This window comes from Maritimibacter sp. (assembly GCF_016774595.1).
In the GTDB taxonomy this organism is placed as follows: domain Bacteria; phylum Pseudomonadota; class Alphaproteobacteria; order Rhodobacterales; family Rhodobacteraceae; genus Maritimibacter; species Maritimibacter alkaliphilus.
The window spans coordinates 1,261,553-1,283,206 of the sequence record NZ_JACBWT010000001.1 but is presented as its reverse complement, the minus strand read 5'-3'; the positions used below and the strand labels follow the sequence as shown (position 1 = coordinate 1,283,206).

The following is a 21,654-nucleotide window of genomic DNA, read 5'->3' as shown; positions in this document are numbered from 1 at the left end:
CACCCCCGTCTCCGGGGATTGCCCGTCTCCGGCCCGCTTCCTATAAGCGGGGACGAAAGGGGCCGCCGATGACATTCCGCCACCGTCACCTTCTGGGGATCGAACCGCTTCATCCCACGGAAATCACGACGCTCCTCGATCTGGCCGATACATATGTCGATCTGAACAAATCGCCCCACAAGCGCCGCGAGGTTCTGTCGGGGCTCACTCAGATCAACATGTTCTTCGAGAACTCGACCCGCACGCAGGCGAGTTTCGAGCTTGCGGGCAAGCGTCTGGGTGCGGACGTGATGAACATGGCGATGCAAGCGTCCTCGATCAAAAAGGGCGAGACCCTGATCGACACGGCGCTGACGCTGAACGCGATGCACCCCGATCTGCTGGTCGTGCGCCATCCGCATTCGGGGGCGGTGAACCTGCTGGCCGAAAAGGTGAACTGCGCGGTCCTGAACGCAGGCGACGGCAAGCACGAACATCCGACGCAGGCGCTTTTGGATGCGCTGACGATCCGGCGGGCGAAGGGGCGGCTGCACCGCCTGACCATCGCGATCTGCGGTGACATCGCGCATAGCCGCGTGGCGCGTTCGAACCTGATCCTTCTGGGCAAGATGGAGAACCGGGTGCGGCTCGTCGGCCCGCCGACCCTCATGCCGTCCAAGATCGAAGAATTCGGGGTCGAGGTCTATGACGACATGAAGGCCGGGCTGGAAGACGCCGACGTCGTCATGATGCTCCGGCTTCAGCGCGAACGGATGGACGGCGGCTTCATCCCGTCCGAGCGCGAGTATTACCACCGTTACGGGCTGGACGCCGACAAGCTTCGGCTGGCCAAGGACGACGCTATCGTCATGCATCCCGGCCCGATGAACCGGGGGGTCGAGATCGACGGGACCATCGCCGACGACATCAATCGCTCGGTCATTCAGGAACAGGTCGAAATGGGCGTGGCCGTGCGCATGGCGGCGATGGATCTTCTCGCCCGAAACCTACGGGCCGAGACCGAAGACGAGGGAGTCATGGTATGACCGCCGATCTGAGTTTTCCCGGCCCGAACGCGCCGCGCACCATCTTCGTCTTCAAGCTCGACATCGACCCGAACGAGGTCGAGGCGTGGTCGAAGCCGGACGAGGCGGGGGACATGCATCTGGAATATGCGCTGGGCGTGAAGAAGCTTGACCCGGCGCATGTCGAGGTCTTTCCCGTAAGCCAGATCACGGAATTCGGGCTGACACGGTATCTGACCGACGCCAGCGGCATGAGCGTCGAAAGCGTGGCGGCGGATGCCAAGAAACTGTCGGCCCTGCGCGGTGTCATCGTGCTCGTCCACAACAAGGCGGTCTCGGGCGAGGGCGAATTCAAGCCGCGCAACGAGGCGGAGTTCGTGGGGCGCTACACCGAGGCGCAGAGCCTGTCGGTCTCGACCCCGACCACGAGCTATGAGGCGACGCGCGGCACCCTGTCGGGCGGGACGACACCGGGCAAATCGGGCGGACGGATGCCGTGGGGTATTCTGGTGATTTCCGCTGCGGCGATCATCCTCATCGCCGCAATCCTCGTGGGGCTGGCATGACCGAAGAGACCATCGCGACCTTTACCGGCAACCGCACGACCTACATCAAGGAGCACGTCATGCTCGCCGCAATCGGCTCGGTCGCGGCGGTCGGCGTGTTGATGGCGATGGGCAACGAACATGCGTGGACCGGCGTGGTCGGCGCGGTCGCGGCGATTGCGGTGCGCGGCGTCTATGTCGCCTCGGAACAGATCGGGCAGGACTGGGTGCTGACGCCCACGACGCTGATCTCGCCCGCCGGGGTTCGTATCCCACGGACCGAGATCGCAAAGGTGCGCACGATCTTTTCCGCCGCGCAGGTCATCACCCGCACCGGCGACAAGTACATGATAAAGTATCAGTCCGACCCTGCGGCGACCGCGGCCACCATCGAAGGGGCGCGCGCATGAGCACACCGACCGGCTGGGAAGGCATCCTCGACGAGGGCGAGGTAATCTTGTGGCAAGGCCGCCCCGGACAGGGGTTTCACGTCGGGGCGGGCAGCCTGATCGGCGGCGTCTTCGGCCTGTTCTTCGCGGGTTTCGCGGTGTTCTGGATGGTCATGGCGTCGAACGCGCCGGGAAATTTCTGGATGTTCGGGCTGATCCACTTCAGCGTCGGCCTCGCCCTGTCCATCGGTTCCGTCGTCGGGCCGACGTGGAAACGGCGGCATAGCTGGTACACCCTGACCGACCGCCGCGCCTTCATCGCCACCGACATGCCGTTCAAGGGCCGCAACCTGAAAAGCTATCCCATCGGGCCGAACACCGTGATCGACTACAAGCAGGGCAACCCGGCCACGATCCATTTCGCGGAGGAATGGAAGAAGGGCAGCAAGGGCGGCAGCTACAAGGTCAAGATCGGGTTCGAGCGGCTCGAGAACGGGGACGAGGTGATGCGTCAGGTCCGTAAGGCACAGGAAGTGGACGAGACGATGATCCGGGAGCACACATGACCATCCGCACCTTCTTCAACGCCCGGCTGATCGACCCCGAGGCGGGGACCGATGCGATGGGGTCGCTGACCATCGAGGATGGCGCGATCATCGCGCGGGACGGGCGGCCTGCGGGCGAGGTGATCGACTGCGGCGGCAAGTGCCTCGCGCCGGGGATCATCGACATCGGCGTGAAGATCGGTGAACCGGGGGAGCGGCACAAGGAGGGGTTCCGCACGGCGGGCCGCGCGGCGGCGGCGGGCGGGGTGACCACGATGGTCACGCGGCCCGATACGACGCCCGCCATCGACACGCCCGAAACGCTGGATTTCGTCAAGCGCCGGGCGCGGGAGCGGGCTCCGGTGCGGGTGCATCCGATGGCCGCGCTGACCAAGGGGCGCGAAGGGCGCGAGATGGTCGAGATGGGGTTCCTGATGGACGCGGGCGCGGTGGCGTTTACCGACTGCGACCATGTGATCGGGGACAACAAGGTGTTTTCCCGCGCCATGACCTATGCCCGCTCGGTCGGTGCGCTCATCATGGCGCATCCGCAAGACCCGTCGCTGACGGCGGGGTCCGCCGTGACTTCGGGAAAGTTCGCGTCGCTGCGCGGTCTGCCGGCGGTGTCTCCGATGGCCGAGCGGCTAGGGTTGGAGCGCGACATGGCGCTCGTCGAAATGACCGGAGTGCGCTACCACGCCGACAACCTGTCGACCGCCGCCGCGCTGCCCGCGCTGGAGCGGGCCAAGGCGGCGGGTCTGGACGTCACCGCCGGGGTGAACATTCATCACCTGACGCTGAACGAACTGGATGTGGGCGATTACCGCACCTTCTTCAAGCTGAAGCCGCCGCTGAGGTCCGAGGATGACCGCAAGGCGATGGTCGAGGCCGTGGCCTCGGGCCTGATCGACATCGTCTGTTCGATGCACACGCCGCAGGACGAGGAATCGAAACGCCTGCCGTTCGAGGAAGCCGCCAGCGGCGCGGTCGGATTGCAAACCATCCTGCCCGCCGCGCTGCGCCTGATCCATGACGGATCGATGGACCTGCCGACGCTGTGGCGCGCGCTGTCCACCAATCCGGCCAAGCGTTTCGGCCTGCCTGGCGGCACGCTGGCCGAGGGGCGGCGTGCCGACCTCGTTCTGTTCGACCCCGACGCGCCTTTCGTGCTCAACCGTTTCACGTTGGAGAGCAAATCCAAGAACACGCCCTTCGACGAGGCGCGGATGCAGGGCAAGGTTCTGGGCACATGGGTCGGCGGGCAGCGGGTGTTCGGGTGATCCGGCCAGCTCGGCCAGACGACCTTGCGACTCTCGGGGATGTCGCGATGCGGTCAAAGGCGCATTGGGGCTATGACGCCGATTTCCTCGAGGCCTGCCGCGAGGAGCTATCACCCACCGCCGTCGACCTCGGCCCCGGTCTTATGACGTGGGAGGACGAGGCGCCAAGGGCCGTGGCCCATGTGGTCATGGCGGGCGACGTGGCCGAGCTTTACCTTTTGTTCGTCGCGCCCGAGGCGATGGGGCAGGGGATCGGGCGCGACCTTTTCGGCTGGGCGTGCGACTATGCCCGCGGCGAGGGGGCCGAACGGCTGGGGCTTGACGCCGACCCCTATGCCACGCCGTTCTATGAGAAGATGGGTTGTGTTCAGGTCGGCGAAGTGCCCTCGGCCACGTGGCCAGACCGGATGCTGCCGCGAATGGAATACCAACTGTAGAGGCCAAGAATGCCCGAAGCTGTCACACTTCTACCGCTCCTGATCGTCACGGCGCTGGTCGCCTATCTCGTCGGGTCCATTCCGTTCGGGATCGTCATGGCGCGGCTTTTCGGGCTGGGCGATCTGCGCAAGATCGGGTCCGGCAACATCGGTGCGACGAACGTCCTTCGCACCGGCAATAAGCTGGCGGCGGCCTTGACCCTGATCCTCGATGCCGGGAAAGGGGGGTTCGCGGTGCTGATCGCGCGGGCGTTCTTTGCCGAGGATGCGGGCCAGATCGCAGGCTTCGCCGCCTTCTTGGGCCATTGCTTCCCCGTCTACCTCGGGTTTCGGGGCGGCAAGGGGGTGGCCACATGGCTCGGCACCCTGTTCGCGCTGGCCTGGCCGGTGGGGATCGCCGCCGCGCTCACATGGCTGGCGACGGCGGGGCTTTTCCGCATCTCGTCGCTCGCCGCGCTCGTGGCCGCGGCTCTCACCCCGCTCTGGGCCTGGGTGCTGGGCTTTCCGACCACCATCGCGCTGCTCGTCGCACTGGCGGTTCTGATCTATATCCGCCACCACCAGAACATCGCACGCATCCTCGCCGGAACCGAAAGCCGGATCGGCAAGAAATGACGGACGAGGCGTTCGAGCACTTTCACAAGGACGGGTCGCTCTGGGCGAAGGGGACGCTGCGCGATGGCGAACAACACGGGTATTGGGAGTTCTTCCGAAAGGACGGCACGCGGCTGCGTTCGGGCCATTTCGAACGCGGCGTGCAGGTCGGAGAATGGACGACCTATGACAAGGACGGCGCGCCCTACAAGGTCACGCGCATGAAACCGAAACCGTGAATATGTGAAGCCGCACGGTCCAAAAAGTTGATTTTCGGCGGCTTTCAGGCAAACTGAACTCAATAACATTTTCGAGATCAGGGAGTTGGGACAATGAACATGATGCAGGCGGTGCAGACCGTCTTTTCGAAATACGCGACCTTCTCGGGACGTGCGCGCAGGGCCGAATTCTGGTGGTTCGTGCTGTTCTACATGATCGTGAACCTTGTGCTGAGTATCGTGGACTCGTTCCTGTTCGGCACCACGACGACGACCGAGAACGGCTTCTCGGCCTCGACCGACACGCCGTATCTGTCGATGGTCTGGTGGCTTGCGACGATCATCCCCTACCTCGCCGTCAGCGTGCGGCGGCTGCATGACATCAACCGCGTCGGCTGGTGGCTGTTCATCGGTCTTATTCCGCTGGTCGGCTTCATCGTGCTGATCGTCTGGTTCGCCACCGGCGGCGACAAAGGGGCGAACCGTTTCGGTCCCGATCCGATCGACGGCAGCGACGGCGACGGGGGCGAGACGTATTCGGACACCTCGGTTCCGCGTGTGTGACACTGGCATCTGAAGGGGAGATGGCACCATGAACATGATGGAGGCGGTGAAATCCGTCTATTCCAACTACGCGAAGTTTTCCGGGCGTGCCCGGCGGGCGGAATACTGGTGGTTCTACCTGTTCTACCTGATCGTCTATCTGGTGCTGGGCGTGGTGGACTCGCTCCTCTTCGGCACGACGACGACCGGTGACGGGAGTTTCTCGGCCTCGACCGATACGCCGATCCTGTCGGGCATCTTCGCGCTCGGCTCGCTCATCCCGAACCTCGCGGTCGGGGTGCGGCGTCTGCACGACATCAACCGTCGAGGCTGGTGGCTGCTGATCGCGCTCATCCCGCTCGTCGGAATCATCATCCTGATCGTCTGGCTGGCGAAAGCCGGGGACAAGGGGCCGAACCAGTATGGCGGCGATCCGATCAGTGGCGAAGGCGAGGGGCCGGCAGAACCCTCCTACAGCGAGACCTCCATTCCCAAGGTCTGAGACGTGGGTTAGAACATCGAAGGGGGCGGCCATAGCGCCGCCTCTTTTTACACGGGGACCGGGGCAGGGAACCGAAGGGAGACAGGCAGATGGACATGAAGATCGCCGTCGAGACGGTGTTGCGCGACAAGTACGTGGAATTCAACGGACGTGCGCGGCGCGCCGAGTTCTGGTGGTTCATCCTGTTCGTTTTCGTCGTCTCCACGATCCTGTCGCTCATCGACATGGCGCTGTTCGAGGGCGTGTTGCAGGACATCGGGCCGCTCTCGGCGATCTTCACGCTCATCACGCTGATCCCCGCCATCGCCGTGACCGCGCGACGCCTGCATGACGTCGGACGCTCGGGCTGGTGGCAGCTTCTGTTCCTGCTCCCCGTCATCGGGTTCCTGGTGATCCTGTTCTGGGCGGTCCAGAAGGGCACCGACGGGCCGAACGAATACGGCCGCGACCCGCTGGGCGGCACAGCCCCCGCCGCATGATCCGCGCCATCGCGCAGGCGCTCCGCAATTACGCGACCTTCCGGGGCCGCACCGGGCGGCGCGAGGCATGGTGGTTCCTCGCCTTTTTCATCGTCGGGAATTTCCTTTTGGTGAACCTGACGAAATTCGCGCTTCTGGGCGAGATCTACGGGCTGGCCAAGTGGGCTTCGCTCGTGTCGTGGTTCTTTTTCTGGTCAATGATCCTGCCCATGTCCGCGCTGACCGCGCGGCGTTTGCAGGACATCGGGAAACCCGGCGCGCTGACGATCCTGCCGACCGCCGCCGTCATGCTGGTCAGCGTGAACGAACGGCGGCTCATCACGCAAGGCTATGAGGCGCTGATCCCCGTGTTCATCGTGGCGACGCCGATTTTCGTCTGGTTCTTCTACTGGCTCGCGCGGCCCGGTGATCCGGGCGACAACGCATATGGGCCGCCGCCGGGCGCCTGAACGCCCGGCGATAGGTCACACTTCGAGCCACTCCGCCCGCACATCGTCGCGCTCGGCGAACTCGGCGGGGGTGCCGGAATAGACGATCTCGCCATGACCCATCACATAGACCCGGTGGGCGATGCGCAGGGCAATCGACAGCTTCTGTTCGACCAGCAGGATCGCGACACCCGTCTTGGCGATTTCCGCGATCATGTCACCGATCTGTTGCACGATCTTGGGGGCCAGCCCCTCGGTCGGCTCATCGATGATGATAAGCTCCGGGTCGCCCATGAGCGTGCGGCACATGGTCAGCATCTGCTTCTCGCCGCCCGACAGCACGCCTGCGGGATTGTCGGCCCGCGCCCGCAAGTTCGGGAACATGTCCAGCATCTCGTCGATGGTGTATTTGCCCGGATTGCGCATGTCCTTGACGCCGAGGACAAGGTTCTGGCGCACGGTCATCGAGGGGAAGATGTCACGGCTTTCGGGCACGTAGCCCAGCCCCATCCGCGCGATCTTGTGGCTTTCCAGCCCCGCGATGGGTTCGCCCTTGAACAGAACCTCGCCGCGCGGCGTCACCTCGCCCATGATCGCCTTGGCGGTGGTCGAACGCCCCACGCCGTTGCGACCCAGAAGCGCGATCACCTCGCCCGGCATGATCTCCATATTCACGCCCCGCAGGACGTGGGACTTTCCGTAATAGGCGTGAAGGTCTTTCACCTGAAGCATCGCTTGGGTCATGCCGTCACCTCTTCGGGAAGGGCTTCATCGCCCAGATAAGCCTCGCGCACGGCGGCGTTGCCGCGGATGCCCTCGGGTTTGTCGGTCGCGATGATCTCGCCATAGACGAGCACGCTGATCCGGTCGGCAAGGTCGAAGATCACGCCCATGTCGTGCTCGACGATCACCAGCGTCTTGCCCTCGCTCGCCCGCCGGATCAGGTCCACGGCGCGGGCGGTTTCCGAATGGCTCATCCCCGCCGTGGGCTCATCGAGCAGGATCACATCGGCCCCACCCGCGATGGTGATCGCAATCTCCAGCGCGCGTTGGTCGGCGTAAGGCAGAAGCGCCGCCGGCACGTTGGCCTTGTCGGCCAGCGAACAATGTTCCAGCACTTCCCACGTCTTTTGCTGCACGGCCTTGTTCGAGCCGATGTTGCGCCACCAGGCATAGCCCTGACCCATCGAATGAAGCACGCCGCAGCGCACGTTTTCGCGGACGGTCATGTTGGTGAAGATGTTGGACACTTGAAAGGACCGGCTGAGGCCGAGCTTGTTGATCTCGTGCGGCGGCATGTCCGAAATGTCCTGTCCATGGAGCGAGACCGTGCCGGCGGTGGGCGTGTAAAGCCCCGAGATCAGGTTGAAGAGCGTCGACTTGCCCGCCCCGTTCGGCCCGATGATCGCGTGACGCTCGCCCGGCACAATGTCGAGCGAAACGTCGTTGATGATCTTGGCCGGACCGAAGCTTTTGTTCAGCTTGTCGAGCGAAAGCGCAGGGGTCGTCATGCGGCCTCCTTGTCTTTGGATGCATAGCGGGTCAGGGCGACCCCGGCGACGGCGGTGACCACGATGATAAGCCAGCTCAGGACGTTCTGGTGGCCAAGGTGCATTCCGAACGGCTCATAGACTTCGCCGTAGCCGTTGGACCAGCGGACCGAGACTTCGACCAGCACGATCAGACCGATGAGCATGAGCAGGATGCCCGCGAGCTTCATCAAGAGCCCCGCGATATACTGGCCCGGATTGCTGCCGCGCAGCCCGTCCCAGATGCCGAACACGATGCCTGCGATGCCGCGCGGGGCGAACATCACGATGGCGATGAACAGCACGCCAAGATACAGCAGCCACGCCTCGGTGAAGTCCGACAGCATCGACTGCATGTAGGTCAGCAGGATCGCCCCGAAGATCGGCCCGACGAAATAGGTGATGCCACCCACGTAGGCCATGATGAGCACGAAGCCCGAGGGCACCAGCGACATCGCGTCCGGCGTGAAGATCTCGTAATTCACGGCCGCCATGCCGCCCGCAAGGCCCGCGAAGCCGCCCGCGAAGATGAACACGAGGTAACGCACGCGCTGCGGGTTGTAGCCGATGAACTGCACCCGCTGGGCATTGTCGCGTGTCGCCTCGGACAGCTTGCCCAGCGGCGTGCGGGTGAAGGCCCACATGCCGACGAGGCCGACGACGGTCCAGAAGGCGATGAACCAGTAAACCTCGCTGATCGGACCCATCGACAGGCCGAACAATTCGACCCCGTTCATCCGGTCGCCCGAGATGCCCTGTTCGCCGCCGAAGAAGCTGTCGAACATGAAGGCGGCGGCGAAGACGAGTTCCGCCACGCCGAGCGAGATCATGGCGAAGGTCGTGCCCGCTTTGCGGCAGGACGGCCAGCCGATGATCGCACCGGCGAGCGCCCCACCGGCGAAACCGACGAGGGGGAGGAAGAACACCGGGAACCCGGCCCACAGGCCCGACCCGTCCTCGATCCAGTTCATCGCGTGCATGGCGACGTACCCGCCGAAGCCGAAGTAGACGGCATGACCGAAGGACAGAAGGCCCCCCTTGCCGAGGATCATGTTGTAGGACAGCGCGAAGACGATGTTAATGCCCATCTGGTGCGCGATGGTGTAGAACGTCCGGCTTGGTCCGACCATCGGGATCGCGGCCAGACAGGCGGCGAAGATCAGGATGGGCAGGGTGCGCTGGCGGAACTTGGCCCCCGCGCTGGGCGCGAGGTTCTGGAAGGTTTGTGTCGTGTCGCTCATAGCTCCTGCTCCCCCATCAGGCCCTGCGGACGGAAGATCAGCATGAGGACCAGCAGCAGGAAGGGCAGGACCGGCGCGAGCGACGAGATGGTGATGTCACCGACCTCCGACGTGGGCGACAGGCCCGTGAAGGCGAAAATCTCGGCGAAGCTCGCGTTGATGCCGACCGCGAAGTTCTGGAGCAGTCCGATCAGCAGCGAGGCGAGGAACGCCCCCTCGAGCGATCCGATGCCACCCACGACGACCACCACGAAGACGATGGGGCCCATCTGGACCGCCATAGCCGGGTCGGTGACGAAGATGTTGCCTGCCATGAGGCCCGCCAGACCCGCGAGCGCGCAGCCGATGCCGAAGACGGTCATGAAGATGAATGGCACGTTATGGCCCAGATGACCGACCATGTGCGGGTGCGTCAGGGCGGCCTGAATGATAAGGCCCGCGCGGGTGCGTTTGAGCAGGAACCAAAGGCCCACGAGCATCGCGATGGCGATGAAGATCACGAAAATCCGGTAGGCCGGAAAGGTGGCGCCGTAGATCTCGAACGCCGCGAAATTCAGAAGGTCCGGCACGCGGTAGTCCACGGCGGTCTTGCCATAGACGATCTTGACGACCTCTTCGATCAGGTAGGCGAGACCGAAGGTGAACAGCAGTTCCGCGACATGGCCGTTCGCATGGACCTTGCGCAGCCCGTAGCGTTCGACGAGCGCGCCGACGAGGCCCACGAGGACCGGCGCGATGAACAGCGCGATCCAGAAGCTCGTGCTGCCGGTTATGGTGAAGGCGAAATAGGCGCCGAGCATGTAAAAGCTCGCGTGCGCGAAGTTCAGAACGCCCATCATCGAGAAGATGAGCGTCAGGCCGGAGGACAGCATGAACAGGAGCAGGCCATAGCTCACACCGTTCAATAGCCCGAAGACAATCGTTTCCATTGGGACCTCGTGGGGGAACGAAGGGCGCCGTACGCTGCCGCACGGCGCCCCATATCAAGCCAGTGACAAGCCCGGATACGGGCGCGCGGAGTTACTCCGGGCGCTCCATTTCACAGGTGGTCGGCTGTTCTGCGCTTTCCATCGAAATCGTGCCCGCATCCACGAGCTTCCATCCGAGGTCGATGTTGTCGACGCCGTATTTCACGTCGTCCGACACCACCGAGATGTAAAGCGGCTGCTGGATCTGGTGATCCTCGGCGCGCATCGTGGCCGAACCGTAGGCGTGCTCGATGGTCAGCCCTTCCAGCGCCTTGGCGACCGGGATCGGATCGGCCGAGCCGGCGGCTTCGGCGGCGGCCACGAACATGTCCATCGCGTTCCAGGCGCGGTGATAGTAGTAGTCGTAGTCCGGGAACCGCTCTTTATATTCCTCGATCAGCGCGTATTGCTCATCCGAGGCTTCGAGGTTCGTGGTGACTTCGGACACCTGATACAGAAGGCCGATGCCCGCTTCGCCCAGCGACGACACGGCACCCTTGGACCCGCCGTAGAAGGTCAGGTAGGGAACGTCCGATCCGCTTTCGGCGGCAGCCTTCATCAGAAGCTGCATGTCCGCGCCCCAGTTGCCGGTGATGACCGCATCGGCACCCGACGAGATGATCTTCTGGATGTAGGGGGTGAAGTCCTTGACCTTGCCCAGCGGGTGAAGCTCGTTCCCGACGATCTCGATGTCCGGGCGCTTTTCGGACAGCTGGCTTTCGGCGGCGGCCGCGACGGCCTGACCGAAGACATAGTCCTGACCGATCAGATAGACCGACTTGATGTCGTCACGCTCGGCGATCCAGTCGGTGATACCGGCCATCTTCATGTCGGCGTGGGCATCGAAGCGGAAGTGCCAGAAGCTGCACAGCTCGTTGGTGAAGGCGGGCGTCACGGCGGCGTAGTTGAAGAACAGGATCTCTTCGCCGGGGTTGCGCGCATTGTGCTTGTTCACCGCTTCGATCAGCGCGGCGGCGACGGAGGAGCCGTTGCCCTGAAGGATGTAGCGTGCGCCGTCGTCGATGGCTTTCTGAAGCTGCACCAGAGACTCTTTCGGGTTCACCTTGTTGTCGTAGCCGGTGACTTCGATCATGTCGCCGTTCACGCCGCCATTGGCGTTGATGTGCTCGGCGGCGAGCTGGAAGCTGGTGTAAGCCGCTTCGCCCGACGGGCCGAACGGACCCGAAAGCGGGTCGATGAAGGCCATCTTGATGGTGTCGGCGCTGGCCGCACCGATCGCGATCACGGATGTTGCAGCCGCCAGAATGGCGGTTTTGCGAAAGTTCATTGAATCCTCCCTTTTTTCGAAAACGCCCGTCTGCGGGTGCCTTCTATGTTCCGCAGTGAAAAACGATGTTTCATCCGAGTCAAGAAATTTGTGAAACTCATTTTCGCCTTGCAGAACTGCGAGGCTTTGTGCCGATATGAAGAAAACGGGAGGAGAATCACCCATGCCTGATATGGGTCAGGAAAGTCTTGCCGACTTTCGGGCAGAGATCGCTGACTGGATCGACCGCACCGCGCCCGCCTCGCTGCGGGACCGCGCCTTTAGTGAAGACGACATTTGCTGGGGTGGCAAGCGTTGGGTTTTCACCTCGGACGACCAGAAGGCTTGGCTGAAGGCCTGCGCCGAGCGCGGGTTGACCGCCCCGACCTGGCCGGAAGCATACGGTGGCGCAGGGTTCAGCCGGGCGCAGGACAAGATCTTCAAGGAAGAGATGGACAGGCTTCGGGTCAAGAAGCCGTTGGACAGCTTCGGCCTCTGGATGCTCGGCCCGGCGCTGCTGGCTTTCGGCACCGAAGAACAGAAACGCCATTTCCTGCCGCAGATCACGCGCGGCGAGGTGCGTTGGTGTCAGGGCTATTCGGAACCGGGCGCCGGGTCGGACCTTGCCAGCGTTCAGACCCGTGCCGAAGACATGGGCGACCATTGGCTCGTGAACGGCTCGAAAATCTGGACGTCCTACGCCGACAAGGCCGACTGGATTTTTGCGCTCGTGCGCACCGACCGGGACGCGCCCAAGCATCGCGGTATCAGCTTCATGCTGATCGACATGGAAAGCGAGGGCGTCACGACCAAGCCGATCCGGCTGATCTCGGGCAAATCGCCGTTCTGCGAGACGTTCTTCGACAATGTGCGCGTGCCCAAGAGCTATGGCGAGGGTCTGTCGGCGATCGTCGGAGAACAGAACCGGGGCTGGGACGTGGCCAAACACCTGCTGACCCATGAGCGCGAGATGATCGGTGGCGGCGGCTCGGGTCTGACCGGCGGGCGCAGCGTGGCGAGTGTGCTGGCGGACGAGGGGCAGGACGATCCCGTCATCATGGGCCGCGCGATGAAACTGGGCGTCGATGAGCTTGCGATGAACCTGACGCTGGATCGCTACAAGGACATGGCGAAACAGGGTGGCGTCGGCAATGCCTCGGCCATGCTGAAATACTACGGGACCGAGTTGAACAAGGCGCGGTTCGAGCTGCTCATGTCCGCTGGCGGGTCCGATGCGCTGGCGTGGGAGGGGCCTTATGGCACGCTCGCGCCGGAATGGCTGCGCACCAAAGCGAATTCGATCGAGGGCGGCACGTCCGAGGTGATGCTCGACATCCTCGCCAAGCGCGTCCTCGAATTGCCGGGGGACTGACGGGATGGCGATGCTGATACCGACCGAAGATGAAACCATGCTGCGCGATGCCGCGCGCGGTTTTCTGGACGACGCGGCCCCGGTCGCGAACCTGCGGGCGAACCGCGATCAGGGCCGTGCCTTCGACCCGGACCTCTGGGCCGAGATGGTCAAGATGGGCTGGGCCGGTGTGCTCGTGGGAGAGGACGAGGGCGGTTCCGACATGGGGTTCGCCGCCGCGAACATTCTGGCCGAAGAGATGGGGCGCACGCTTGTCGCGTCGCCGTTCCTGTCCTCCGCCGTCATCGCGGCCAGCGCGCTGCGCGCGGCAGGGCGGCCGGCCGGAGCAATCGCGTCGGGCGACGTGACCTATGCGCTGGCGGTGGACGAGGGGCCGAAGTTCGCGCCCGCCGCGACCGCGATGCAGGCCAGCGCCGATGGAAACGGGTTCCGGCTGTCGGGCACCAAGACATTCGTGGGCGAAGGCACCAGCGCGACCCGCGTCCTCGTGCTCGCCAAGGCCGAAGCCGGACTGACGCTCTTCGATCTCGAAGCCGACCGCGCGGGCCTGACCCGTGACAAGCTCGATCTCGTCGACAGCCGTGACCACGCCGCGATGACTTTCGACAACGTGCAGGCCACGGGCGAGGATGTCGTGGGCGAAGTCGGGCAGGGTCTGGCCGCGCTGGCTCCGGCGCTGAGGGCCGGACATGCGGCATTGGCCGCCGAGTTGACGGGCCTGTCGGCGGGTGCCTTCGGCATGACCGCCGCCTACCTCAAGGAGCGCAGGCAGTTCGGGCGGCGCATCGGCAGCTTTCAGGCGCTCCAGCATCGGGCCGCGCATCTGTGGTGCGAAATCGAGGTCACCGCCTCGACGATCCTGAACGCGGGTCGTGTGCTTGACGCCACCCCCGATGAGGCCGACCTTGCGGTCTCGCTCGCCAAGGCGCGGGCCACGGAAACCGCGAACCTCGCCGTGCGCGAGGGGGTTCAGATGCATGGGGGGATCGGCATGACCGACGAATACGACATGGGCTTTTACATGAAACGCGCTCGGGTCGCGGCCGAATGGCTGGGCGACTACGGCTATCACGCGGCGGTGGTCGCACGGGCGCGGGGGATGGCGGCATGAACATGACCCCTGCACGTCTTTTCGATCTCACCGGGAAGGTGGCGCTCGTCACCGGCGGTTCATCGGGTATCGGGCGTATGGCGACCGAAGGGCTGATGGCCGCGGGTGCCAAGGTGCTGATCGCCAGCCGCAAGGGCGATGCCTGCGTGGCGGTCGCAGAGGAACTGAACGCGCTGGGCCTGCCGGGAACCGTCGAGGGGTTCGCAGGCGACGTGTCGACGCAAGAGGGCGTCGATGCGCTCGTCGCCGAGGTCAAGACCCGCACCGATCATCTGAACATCCTGATGAACAACGCAGGCCGCACCTGGGGCGCGCCGCTGGGCGAGTTTCCCTGGGACGGCTGGGACAAGATCAACGCGCTCAACGTCACGGGTATGTTCCAGCTCACCCAGGCGCTTCTTCCCCTGCTCGAAGCCGGGGCGCGGGATGCCGATCCGGCCCGTGTGGTCAACACGGGGTCGGTGATGGGCACCGTGCCCAAAGGGGGCGGGGCCTATTCCTATGCCGTGTCCAAAGGGGCTGTGCACCACATGACCGCGATCCTCGCCAACGAACTGGCCGAGCGCGGGATCACCGTGAACGCCATCGCGCCGGGCCCGTTTCCGTCGAAGATGACCGCCTTCGCGCTGACCGATCAGGATCAAGCCGGGCGCACCGCCGACCGTGTGCCGCTTGGGCGTCTAGGGCAGCCCTCCGACATCGCCGCTGCGCTGCAATACCTGTGCGGACCGGGTGGCGCCTATGTCACCGGGGCGATCCTGCCCTTGTCCGGTGGCATCAACGTCCACTCTCCCGGCTCGCTGTTTGCGGAGTGACGCGATGACGCTCGATGAATACCTTTCGCTTCAGGGTCACGAACTCGGCGTTTCGCGCTGGTTCGACATCACGCAGGAGCGGATCGACGCCTTCGCCGAGGTGACCGAGGATCACCAGTATATCCATACCGACCCGGTGGCCGCCGCACGCTCGCCCTTCGGCGGGACGATTGCCCACGGGTTCCTGACCGTGTCGCTTTTGTCGGCCATGACATACGACGGGGTTCCGGCAATCGACGGCACGAAGATGTCCGTCAACTACGGCTTCAACAAGCTGCGCTTTCTGTCGCCGGTGAAGGTGGGGAGCCGCATTCGCGCACGCTTTGAATTGAAATCCTGCGACACGTCCCGGCCCGGTGAAATCACCACCGTGACCAAAGTGACGGTCGAAATCGACGGGGCCGAGAAACCGGCCCTCATCGCCGAGTGGATCGGTCGCAGATATCTGGAGACGAACGAATGAGTGTTTCTTTCGAGGGCCGCGTGGCCATCGTCACGGGCGCCGGGGCCGGGCTGGGCCGGTGTCACGCCTTGGGTCTGGCCGAGCGTGGCGCCAAGGTCGTGGTCAACGATCTGGGCGTCGCGACCGACGGCAGCGGGTCGGGCTCGGACGCCGCGCGCGCGGTGGTCGAGGAGATCCGGGCTGCGGGCGGTCACGCCATCGCCAACGGGGCCGATGTGACCAGCGCCGACGACACCCGCAAGATGGTGGACGAGGCGATTGCCGAATTCGGCCATGTCGACATTCTCGTCAACAACGCGGGCATCCTGCGCGACAAGAGTTTCGCCAAGATGGACCTGTCCGACTTCGCCAAGGTGCTCGACGTGCATCTCATGGGGACCGTGAATTGCTGCAAGGCGGTCTGGACCCACATGGCCGCGCGCGAATACGGGCGGATCGTGGTCACGACTTCCTGCTCGGGCATGTACGGCAACTTCGGACAGTCGAACTACGGTGCCGCCAAGGCCGGGGTCGTGGGGCTGATGAACACGCTCGCCATCGAGGGCGCGAAGAAGAACATCAAGGTCAACACGCTGGCCCCCACGGCGGCCACGCGGATGACCGAGGCGCTACTCACGCCCGAGACGCTGGAATTGCTCCAGCCCGAGACGATCACGCCGGGCCTTCTGGCGCTCGTGGCCGAGGATGCGCCGACCAAGATGGTGCTGGGCGCAGGCGGCGGCTGTTTCGCAGAGATCCGCATCACCGAAACGCAGGGCGTCGCGCTGGTCGGGGACGACCTGAACGTCGACGGCGTGGTCGCCGCGATGGACCGCATTCGTGACCCCGAGGGCGCTGCCGTCATGGACAACGCATTTTCCCAGACACGCAAATACGCCCGGATGGGCGCGGCGGCCCGTGGCCTCCCGCTCCCCTGGGACGAATAGGAGAGGACAGAACCATGCGCGAGGCCGTCATCGTCTCAACCGCCCGCACCCCGATCGGCAAGGCCTATCGCGGGGCGTTCAACAACACCCATGCGCAGGAGCTGATCGGTCATGCCGTTCGCCATGCCGTCGACCGCGCCGGGCTCGAGGGTGGCGAGGTGCAGGATTGCGTGATCGGCACGGCGATCCAGCAGGGCTCCACGGGTGGCAACATCGGGCGTCAGGCGGTCATCCGCGCGGGGCTGCCGACCAGCGTGGCGGGTATGTCGATGGATCGGCAGTGCGCGTCGGGCATGATGGCGATTGCGACGGCGGCAAAGCAGGTCGTGCATGACGGGATGCAGGTGGCCATCGGGGGCGGGGTCGAGTCGATCAGCCTCGTCCAGAACCAGGACATGCGCACCGATCACCTGCGCGACCCTTGGGTGATGGAACATGTGCCATCGCTCTACATGAGCATGTTGGAGACGGCCGAGATCGTCGCGGACCGCTACAACGTCAGCCGCGAGGATCAGGACGAATACGCGCTTCAAAGCCAGCAGCGCACGGCGGCGGCGCAGGCGGCGGGCAAGTTCGACGACGAGATCGTGCCGCTGACCTCGACGCAGGCGATCATCGACCGGGACACCAAGGAAGTGTCCTTCGCCGAGGTGACGCTGGAGAAGGACGAGGGCAACCGCCCATCGACGACCATCGAAAACCTCTCGGGCCTGTCGCCGGTGTTCCGTGACGGGCAGGTCGTGCAGGAGGGCAAGTTCATCACGGCGGGCAATGCCTCGCAACTGTCCGACGGGGCGAGCGCGAGCGTCATCATGGAGGCGAAAGAGGCCGAGAAGCGCGGGCTTCAGCCTTTGGGCCGCTATGTCGGCGTGATGGCCGCCGGTCTCGACCCCGACGAAATGGGGATCGGTCCGATTCACGCGGTGCCGAAACTGCTTGAGGCGCATGGGCTCAAGATGGACGACATCGGGCTGTGGGAGTTGAACGAGGCTTTCGCCTGTCAGGTGCTCCATTCCGCCCGCGTCCTTGGCATTCCGAATGAAATTCTGAACGTGAACGGCGGCGCCATTTCGATCGGCCACCCCTACGGCATGTCCGGGGCGCGCATGGTCGGGCACGCGCTGATCGAAGGAAAACGCCGCGGCGCGAAATACGTGGTCTGCACCATGTGCGTCGGCGGCGGCATGGGCGCGGCAGGGTTGTTCGAGGTGCTCTAGGCGCCAAACACTATTGCCAATAATTGAACACTAGTGTTCAAATAAGCGAGCCGGCATCCGGCCGGACAAGGAGGACAGAATATGGATCTGGGCGTCACCGAAAAGGTCAAGCCACTGATCGAAGCCGTGCGAAAGCTGATGGCGGAAAAGATCGTGCATCTCAGCGAGGAATACGAAGGCGAGATCGGGAACAACCCTCAGAACAACCGTTTCGTGCTGAACGACCGTCAGAAGGAAATCCTCGACGAGCTGAAGTCCGAGGCCAAGAAACGCGGCCTGTGGAACTTCTGGCTGACCGACAGCGAGGCGGGCTATGGCCTGACCACGGTCGAATACGCCTACCTCGCCGAAGAGATGGGCAAGGCGCCGCTGGGGGCCGAAACCTTCAACTGCTCGGCCCCGGACACCGGCAACATGGAAGTGCTGGAGCGCTATGGCACGCAGGCACATAAGGACCGCTGGCTGAAACCACTTCTCGATGGCGAAATCCGCTCGGCCTATGTGATGACCGAGCCGGGCGTCGCCTCCTCCGATGCCGTTCAACTGTCTTTCGAGGCGAAGAAGGACGGGGACGAATGGGTGCTGAACGGTGAGAAATGGTGGATCTCGGGCGCGGGCGATCCGCGCTGCCAAGTCTACATCGTTCTCGCCCAGACCGACCCGGAGGCGGCCAAGCACGGGCGTCATACGATGTTCGTGATGGACGCCGACACGCCCGGCGTCGAGATCCTGCGCCCGATGCAGGTCTTCGGCAACGACGACGCGCCGCACGGCCACATGCACATGAAGTTCACCGACGTGCGCCTGCCCGCCGACGCCGTGATCCTTGGCGAAGGCCGGGGGTTCGAAGTGGCGCAGGGGCGGCTTGGACCGGGGCGCATACACCACTGCATGCGTGCCATCGGTCAGGCCGAACGCGCGCTGGAGCTCATGTGCAAACGCGGCCTGTCGCGCGAGGCGTTCGGCAAGAAGATCGCCTCGCTCGGTGCCAACTTCGACATCATCGCGAACGCGCGGATGGAGATCGAAATGGCCCGGCTTCTGTGCCTCAAGGCCGCCTACATGATGGATACGGTCGGCGTGAAGGAAGCGCAGCCGTGGATTTCGCAGATCAAGGTGGTGGCACCGCTCATGGCGACCAAGGTGGTGGACGAGGCCATGCAGATGCATGGCGGCGAGGGCATCAGTCAGGATCAGCCGCTGGCGCGGATGTACACCAACCTGCGCACCTTGCGCTTCGCCGACGGACCCGATGCGGTGCACCGGCGTCAGGTCGCACGCGCCGAGCTGCGCAAGTACACCAACGAGAAGATCTGAATGGGTCTTCTCACCGTCATACGTCATGCTCAGGCGTCGTTCGGCGCGGCGAATTACGACAAGCTCTCCCAGCTTGGTCATCGCCAGTCCGAGGCGCTGGGCGTGGCGCTCAAACGGCAGGGCTGGGCGTGGCCGGACAAGGTGATGGTCGGCTCGCAAGTCAGGCATCGCGAGACGCTGGAGGGGATCGCGAAAGGCTTTGGCGTCGCGGCCCATCCGGTCGTGCATCCGGGCCTGAACGAGTTCGATTTCTCGGCGCTGCTGGCGGCGCACAAGCAGACCGATGCGCTGCCCGAGCACACCAAAGGTGACCGTGCCGCGCATTTCCGGCAGCTCAAGGCGACCGTGCTGGCGTGGCAGGCGGATGAAATCGAAAACCCGCCGGAGACTTTCGGCGCCTTCGTCGGCCGGGTGCAGGATGCGATGGCGGCGGCCGAGGGCGACACGCTCATGGTCTCGTCCGGTGGCGCGATCAGCCAGATGGTGCGGCTGGTGATGGATGCGCCTGCCGAGCAGCAGATCCTGCTTCAGCTTCAGATGAAGAACTGCGCCGTGAACAAGATCGTGCAGGGCCGCAACGGCACCTATCTGCACGGCTTCAACGAAACTCCGCATATCGACGCCGCCAATGCGGACGAGATGCTGACCTATAGCTGAGGGAGCCATGACCGACACCCAGCAGCTCGACACCGACGCCGTCGCCAAGTGGCTGGAAGCCAATATGGACGGCTTTCAGGGGCCGATCACGGCAGAGAAGTTCAACGTCGGCCAGTCGAACCCGACCTTCCGGCTCGACACTCCCACGGGTCCGTATGTTCTGCGGCGAAAGCCGCCCGGGCAGCTTCTGAAATCGGCCCATGCGGTAGATCGGGAGTTTCGGGTGCAATCGGCGCTGGCAGAGACGGACGTGCCGGTCGCCCGTATGCATGTGCTTTGTGAAGACCCCGACGTGATCGGATCGGATTTCTACGTGATGGAGGCGGTCGCGGGCCGTAACATCGACGACCCGCGTATCCCGGACGTGTCGAACGAGGAACGCGCGGCGATCTATGCCGAAATGTGCCGCGTGCTCGCCGCGATCCACGAGGTCGATATCGAGGCGGTGGGCCTGTCGGACTATGGCCCGCCGGGGAATTACTTCGAGCGTCAGATCGGGCGCTGGACCAAGCAGTACCGCGCGTCCGAGACCGAAAGCATCGCGGACATGGATGCGCTGATCGACTGGCTTCCGACGAACATACCCGACGACGATCAGCGGCGGCTGGTGCATGGCGACTACCGCATCGACAACATGCTGTTCGAGACGGACGGGCCGCGCTGCGCCGCCGTGCTGGACTGGGAGCTATCGACCATCGGGCATCCTTATGCCGATCTCGCCTCGCTCCTCATGCAGTGGCAGATGCCGCCGGGGGCCGAGGGGCGGGGTCTGGCTGGCGTGGACCGGGCGAGCCTTGGCATCCCGACCGACGAGGAGTTCGTGGCGATGTATTGCAAGGCGCGGGGGCTCACGGGCATTCCCGGCATGAATTTCTACATCGCCTTCGCGTTCTTCCGCATGGGGGCGATCATTCAGGGCGTCTATAAACGTGCGCTCGACGGCAATGCGTCGAACCCGGAGCGGGCGATGCGTCTGGGCAAGGCGGTTCCACAATTCGCGGCAGGGGGGCTGAAGGCGGCGCATGGCTGATTTCGACGGGAAAGTGGTGCAGATCACTGGCGCGGCTTCGGGCTTTGGCGCGATGGCGGCGACGGAGTTTGCGCGGGCGGGCGCGAAGCTGATGCTGTCCGACATCAATGGCGACGGGCTGGACGAGGTCGCGCGCAATCTCGAAAGCCTCGGGGCCGAGGTGGTTACCGACGCGCTGTCGGTGTCCGACGACGCTGCGATGCAGGCACATATCGAAAAGGGCGTGGACCGTTTCGGACGGCTCGACATCGCGCTGAACAATGCCGGGATCGGGGGCGGGCTGGCGCGGCTGCCGGACATACCGCTCGACACCTACGATCAGATCATGGAGATCAATGCAAAGGGCGTCTTTATCGGGATGCGCCACCAGTTGCCGGTGATGCTGAAGCAGGGGGCGGGGTCGATCCTGAATACCGCTTCGGCTGCGGGGCTGGTCGGATCGGGGCAGCTCTCGGCCTATGCCGCGTCGAAGCACGCGGTCATCGGCATGACCAAGGCCGCTGCCGACGAGGTCGCGCGCAAGGGCATTCGCGTGAACGCGATCTGCCCCAGCTTCGCGTCCACCCCGATGGTCGAGGCGATGGGCGATGCGATGGGCGAACGCCACGGCGTCAGCCGGGACGATGCCTACGGCATGATCGCCAGCCGTGTGCCGATGCGCCGGGTCGCGGACCCGATGGAGGTGGTTCAGGCGATGCTCTGGATCGTCTCGGACGCGAACACGTTCATGACAGGCCAATCCATTTCGATTGATGGGGGCCTGACCGCTGTATAAAG

Annotated in this window: 27 protein-coding genes; 22 read left to right on the top strand and 5 right to left on the bottom strand. The window is 64.4% G+C overall.

Annotation, left to right across the window (positions count from 1 at the left end):
* Window positions 1–68: 68 nt before the first annotated feature.
* The 12 genes from HOY44_RS06470 (at window position 69) to HOY44_RS06415 (ending at window position 6,985) form a co-directional block, all read left to right on the top strand.
* Window positions 69–1,025, top strand: coding sequence for an aspartate carbamoyltransferase catalytic subunit (locus HOY44_RS06470; RefSeq protein WP_287433761.1), 957 nt, complete (start codon window positions 69–71; stop codon window positions 1,023–1,025).
* Window positions 1,022–1,570: a hypothetical protein gene (locus tag HOY44_RS06465; protein ID WP_287433760.1), complete on the top strand. Its 549-nt coding sequence runs from the start codon at window positions 1,022–1,024 to the stop codon at window positions 1,568–1,570. The genes HOY44_RS06470 and HOY44_RS06465 overlap by 4 nt, the downstream gene beginning before the upstream one ends.
* On the top strand, window positions 1,567–1,959 hold the full coding sequence (locus tag HOY44_RS06460; RefSeq protein ID WP_287433758.1) for a hypothetical protein: 393 nt from the start codon (window positions 1,567–1,569) through the stop codon (window positions 1,957–1,959). The genes HOY44_RS06465 and HOY44_RS06460 overlap by 4 nt, the downstream gene beginning before the upstream one ends.
* A complete protein-coding gene (locus HOY44_RS06455; RefSeq protein ID WP_287433757.1) occupies window positions 1,956–2,504 on the top strand; it encodes an aspartate carbamoyltransferase catalytic subunit in 549 nt (182 codons plus the stop codon). The genes HOY44_RS06460 and HOY44_RS06455 overlap by 4 nt, the downstream gene beginning before the upstream one ends.
* Window positions 2,501–3,763 carry a dihydroorotase gene (gene pyrC, locus HOY44_RS06450; RefSeq protein WP_287433756.1) on the top strand — a complete coding sequence of 421 codons (1,263 nt, stop codon included), beginning with the start codon at window positions 2,501–2,503 and terminating at the stop codon, window positions 3,761–3,763. Before HOY44_RS06455 ends, pyrC begins: the two co-directional genes overlap by 4 nt.
* Window positions 3,764–3,810: 47 nt before the next feature.
* Window positions 3,811–4,200 (top strand): GNAT family N-acetyltransferase, encoded by a 390-nt coding sequence (locus HOY44_RS06445; protein WP_287433754.1) that lies wholly within the window; start codon window positions 3,811–3,813, stop codon window positions 4,198–4,200.
* Between the two features lie 9 nt (window positions 4,201–4,209).
* Window positions 4,210–4,815 carry a glycerol-3-phosphate 1-O-acyltransferase PlsY gene (plsY, locus tag HOY44_RS06440; RefSeq protein WP_008333965.1) on the top strand — a complete coding sequence of 202 codons (606 nt, stop codon included), beginning with the start codon at window positions 4,210–4,212 and terminating at the stop codon, window positions 4,813–4,815.
* The gene (locus HOY44_RS06435; RefSeq protein WP_008333966.1) at window positions 4,812–5,033 is read left to right on the top strand and encodes a toxin-antitoxin system YwqK family antitoxin; all 222 of its coding nucleotides are present in this window, start codon (window positions 4,812–4,814) and stop codon (window positions 5,031–5,033) included. The genes plsY and HOY44_RS06435 overlap by 4 nt, the downstream gene beginning before the upstream one ends.
* 93 nt (window positions 5,034–5,126) lie before the next feature.
* Entirely contained in the window at window positions 5,127–5,576 is a 450-nt protein-coding gene (locus HOY44_RS06430) for a DUF805 domain-containing protein (RefSeq protein WP_008333968.1), read from the top strand.
* A 28-nt stretch (window positions 5,577–5,604) separates the two neighbouring features.
* On the top strand, window positions 5,605–6,057 hold the full coding sequence (locus tag HOY44_RS06425; protein WP_008333971.1) for a DUF805 domain-containing protein: 453 nt from the start codon (window positions 5,605–5,607) through the stop codon (window positions 6,055–6,057).
* Window positions 6,058–6,146: 89 nt separating this feature from the next.
* On the top strand, window positions 6,147–6,536 hold the full coding sequence (locus HOY44_RS06420) for a DUF805 domain-containing protein (RefSeq protein ID WP_287433752.1): 390 nt from the start codon (window positions 6,147–6,149) through the stop codon (window positions 6,534–6,536).
* Window positions 6,533–6,985, top strand: a complete 453-nt coding sequence (locus HOY44_RS06415; RefSeq protein ID WP_287433751.1) for a DUF805 domain-containing protein — start codon at window positions 6,533–6,535, stop codon at window positions 6,983–6,985. The genes HOY44_RS06420 and HOY44_RS06415 overlap by 4 nt, the downstream gene beginning before the upstream one ends.
* Window positions 6,986–7,000: 15 nt before the next feature.
* On the opposite strand, the gene HOY44_RS06410 is transcribed toward HOY44_RS06415, so the two are convergent.
* From HOY44_RS06410 to HOY44_RS06390, 5 genes are all read right to left on the bottom strand, one after another.
* Window positions 7,001–7,708, bottom strand: coding sequence for an ABC transporter ATP-binding protein (locus HOY44_RS06410; RefSeq protein ID WP_287433749.1), 708 nt, complete (start codon window positions 7,706–7,708; stop codon window positions 7,001–7,003).
* Complete coding sequence (locus tag HOY44_RS06405) at window positions 7,705–8,475, bottom strand: ABC transporter ATP-binding protein (protein WP_287433747.1); 771 nt, start codon at window positions 8,473–8,475, stop codon at window positions 7,705–7,707. The genes HOY44_RS06410 and HOY44_RS06405 overlap by 4 nt, the downstream gene beginning before the upstream one ends.
* Complete coding sequence (locus HOY44_RS06400; protein ID WP_138421831.1) at window positions 8,472–9,734, bottom strand: branched-chain amino acid ABC transporter permease; 1,263 nt, start codon at window positions 9,732–9,734, stop codon at window positions 8,472–8,474. Before HOY44_RS06400 ends, HOY44_RS06405 begins: the two co-directional genes overlap by 4 nt.
* Complete coding sequence (locus HOY44_RS06395; RefSeq protein WP_008333979.1) at window positions 9,731–10,663, bottom strand: branched-chain amino acid ABC transporter permease; 933 nt, start codon at window positions 10,661–10,663, stop codon at window positions 9,731–9,733. The genes HOY44_RS06400 and HOY44_RS06395 overlap by 4 nt, the downstream gene beginning before the upstream one ends.
* Window positions 10,664–10,754: 91 nt before the next feature.
* On the bottom strand, window positions 10,755–11,990 hold the full coding sequence (locus HOY44_RS06390; protein ID WP_287433744.1) for a branched-chain amino acid ABC transporter substrate-binding protein: 1,236 nt from the start codon (window positions 11,988–11,990) through the stop codon (window positions 10,755–10,757).
* Window positions 11,991–12,153: 163 nt separating this feature from the next.
* Here HOY44_RS06390 and HOY44_RS06385 point away from each other — a divergent pair, with 163 nt between their 5' ends.
* The 10 genes from HOY44_RS06385 to HOY44_RS06340 all read left to right on the top strand — a co-directional run bounded on the left by HOY44_RS06385 (window position 12,154) and on the right by HOY44_RS06340 (window position 21,652).
* Window positions 12,154–13,341: an acyl-CoA dehydrogenase family protein gene (locus HOY44_RS06385; protein WP_287433743.1), complete on the top strand. Its 1,188-nt coding sequence runs from the start codon at window positions 12,154–12,156 to the stop codon at window positions 13,339–13,341.
* Between the two features lie 4 nt (window positions 13,342–13,345).
* Window positions 13,346–14,452 carry an acyl-CoA dehydrogenase family protein gene (locus HOY44_RS06380; RefSeq protein ID WP_287433741.1) on the top strand — a complete coding sequence of 369 codons (1,107 nt, stop codon included), beginning with the start codon at window positions 13,346–13,348 and terminating at the stop codon, window positions 14,450–14,452.
* A complete protein-coding gene (locus HOY44_RS06375; protein ID WP_138421828.1) occupies window positions 14,449–15,267 on the top strand; it encodes an SDR family NAD(P)-dependent oxidoreductase in 819 nt (272 codons plus the stop codon). The genes HOY44_RS06380 and HOY44_RS06375 overlap by 4 nt, the downstream gene beginning before the upstream one ends.
* Window positions 15,268–15,271: 4 nt before the next feature.
* Entirely contained in the window at window positions 15,272–15,730 is a 459-nt protein-coding gene (locus HOY44_RS06370) for a MaoC family dehydratase (RefSeq protein WP_138421827.1), read from the top strand.
* Window positions 15,727–16,656, top strand: coding sequence for an SDR family NAD(P)-dependent oxidoreductase (locus HOY44_RS06365; protein WP_287433738.1), 930 nt, complete (start codon window positions 15,727–15,729; stop codon window positions 16,654–16,656). The genes HOY44_RS06370 and HOY44_RS06365 overlap by 4 nt, the downstream gene beginning before the upstream one ends.
* A 14-nt stretch (window positions 16,657–16,670) precedes the next feature.
* Window positions 16,671–17,873, top strand: a complete 1,203-nt coding sequence (locus tag HOY44_RS06360) for an acetyl-CoA C-acyltransferase (protein ID WP_287433737.1) — start codon at window positions 16,671–16,673, stop codon at window positions 17,871–17,873.
* Window positions 17,874–17,954: 81 nt separating this feature from the next.
* The gene (locus HOY44_RS06355; RefSeq protein ID WP_287433736.1) at window positions 17,955–19,190 is read left to right on the top strand and encodes an acyl-CoA dehydrogenase family protein; all 1,236 of its coding nucleotides are present in this window, start codon (window positions 17,955–17,957) and stop codon (window positions 19,188–19,190) included.
* A complete protein-coding gene (locus HOY44_RS06350) occupies window positions 19,191–19,847 on the top strand; it encodes a histidine phosphatase family protein (RefSeq protein ID WP_287433734.1) in 657 nt (218 codons plus the stop codon).
* Window positions 19,848–19,854: 7 nt separating this feature from the next.
* On the top strand, window positions 19,855–20,877 hold the full coding sequence (locus tag HOY44_RS06345) for a phosphotransferase family protein (RefSeq protein ID WP_287433732.1): 1,023 nt from the start codon (window positions 19,855–19,857) through the stop codon (window positions 20,875–20,877).
* The gene (locus HOY44_RS06340) at window positions 20,870–21,652 is read left to right on the top strand and encodes an SDR family NAD(P)-dependent oxidoreductase (RefSeq protein WP_287433729.1); all 783 of its coding nucleotides are present in this window, start codon (window positions 20,870–20,872) and stop codon (window positions 21,650–21,652) included. Before HOY44_RS06345 ends, HOY44_RS06340 begins: the two co-directional genes overlap by 8 nt.
* Window positions 21,653–21,654: the final 2 nt, after the last annotated feature.

Coding starts and splice junctions, on each gene's coding strand:
- HOY44_RS06470 (WP_287433761.1), top strand. CDS start 69: ATGACATTCCGCCACCGTCACCTTCTGGGGATCGAACCGCTTCATCCC.
- HOY44_RS06465 (WP_287433760.1), top strand. CDS start 1,022: ATGACCGCCGATCTGAGTTTTCCCGGCCCGAACGCGCCGCGCACCATC.
- HOY44_RS06460 (WP_287433758.1), top strand. CDS start 1,567: ATGACCGAAGAGACCATCGCGACCTTTACCGGCAACCGCACGACCTAC.
- HOY44_RS06455 (WP_287433757.1), top strand. CDS start 1,956: ATGAGCACACCGACCGGCTGGGAAGGCATCCTCGACGAGGGCGAGGTA.
- pyrC (WP_287433756.1), top strand. CDS start 2,501: ATGACCATCCGCACCTTCTTCAACGCCCGGCTGATCGACCCCGAGGCG.
- HOY44_RS06445 (WP_287433754.1), top strand. CDS start 3,811: ATGCGGTCAAAGGCGCATTGGGGCTATGACGCCGATTTCCTCGAGGCC.
- plsY (WP_008333965.1), top strand. CDS start 4,210: ATGCCCGAAGCTGTCACACTTCTACCGCTCCTGATCGTCACGGCGCTG.
- HOY44_RS06435 (WP_008333966.1), top strand. CDS start 4,812: ATGACGGACGAGGCGTTCGAGCACTTTCACAAGGACGGGTCGCTCTGG.
- HOY44_RS06430 (WP_008333968.1), top strand. CDS start 5,127: ATGAACATGATGCAGGCGGTGCAGACCGTCTTTTCGAAATACGCGACC.
- HOY44_RS06425 (WP_008333971.1), top strand. CDS start 5,605: ATGAACATGATGGAGGCGGTGAAATCCGTCTATTCCAACTACGCGAAG.
- HOY44_RS06420 (WP_287433752.1), top strand. CDS start 6,147: ATGGACATGAAGATCGCCGTCGAGACGGTGTTGCGCGACAAGTACGTG.
- HOY44_RS06415 (WP_287433751.1), top strand. CDS start 6,533: ATGATCCGCGCCATCGCGCAGGCGCTCCGCAATTACGCGACCTTCCGG.
- HOY44_RS06410 (WP_287433749.1), bottom strand. CDS start 7,708: ATGACCCAAGCGATGCTTCAGGTGAAAGACCTTCACGCCTATTACGGA.
- HOY44_RS06405 (WP_287433747.1), bottom strand. CDS start 8,475: ATGACGACCCCTGCGCTTTCGCTCGACAAGCTGAACAAAAGCTTCGGT.
- HOY44_RS06400 (WP_138421831.1), bottom strand. CDS start 9,734: ATGAGCGACACGACACAAACCTTCCAGAACCTCGCGCCCAGCGCGGGG.
- HOY44_RS06395 (WP_008333979.1), bottom strand. CDS start 10,663: ATGGAAACGATTGTCTTCGGGCTATTGAACGGTGTGAGCTATGGCCTG.
- HOY44_RS06390 (WP_287433744.1), bottom strand. CDS start 11,990: ATGAACTTTCGCAAAACCGCCATTCTGGCGGCTGCAACATCCGTGATC.
- HOY44_RS06385 (WP_287433743.1), top strand. CDS start 12,154: ATGCCTGATATGGGTCAGGAAAGTCTTGCCGACTTTCGGGCAGAGATC.
- HOY44_RS06380 (WP_287433741.1), top strand. CDS start 13,346: ATGGCGATGCTGATACCGACCGAAGATGAAACCATGCTGCGCGATGCC.
- HOY44_RS06375 (WP_138421828.1), top strand. CDS start 14,449: ATGAACATGACCCCTGCACGTCTTTTCGATCTCACCGGGAAGGTGGCG.
- HOY44_RS06370 (WP_138421827.1), top strand. CDS start 15,272: ATGACGCTCGATGAATACCTTTCGCTTCAGGGTCACGAACTCGGCGTT.
- HOY44_RS06365 (WP_287433738.1), top strand. CDS start 15,727: ATGAGTGTTTCTTTCGAGGGCCGCGTGGCCATCGTCACGGGCGCCGGG.
- HOY44_RS06360 (WP_287433737.1), top strand. CDS start 16,671: ATGCGCGAGGCCGTCATCGTCTCAACCGCCCGCACCCCGATCGGCAAG.
- HOY44_RS06355 (WP_287433736.1), top strand. CDS start 17,955: ATGGATCTGGGCGTCACCGAAAAGGTCAAGCCACTGATCGAAGCCGTG.
- HOY44_RS06350 (WP_287433734.1), top strand. CDS start 19,191: ATGGGTCTTCTCACCGTCATACGTCATGCTCAGGCGTCGTTCGGCGCG.
- HOY44_RS06345 (WP_287433732.1), top strand. CDS start 19,855: ATGACCGACACCCAGCAGCTCGACACCGACGCCGTCGCCAAGTGGCTG.
- HOY44_RS06340 (WP_287433729.1), top strand. CDS start 20,870: ATGGCTGATTTCGACGGGAAAGTGGTGCAGATCACTGGCGCGGCTTCG.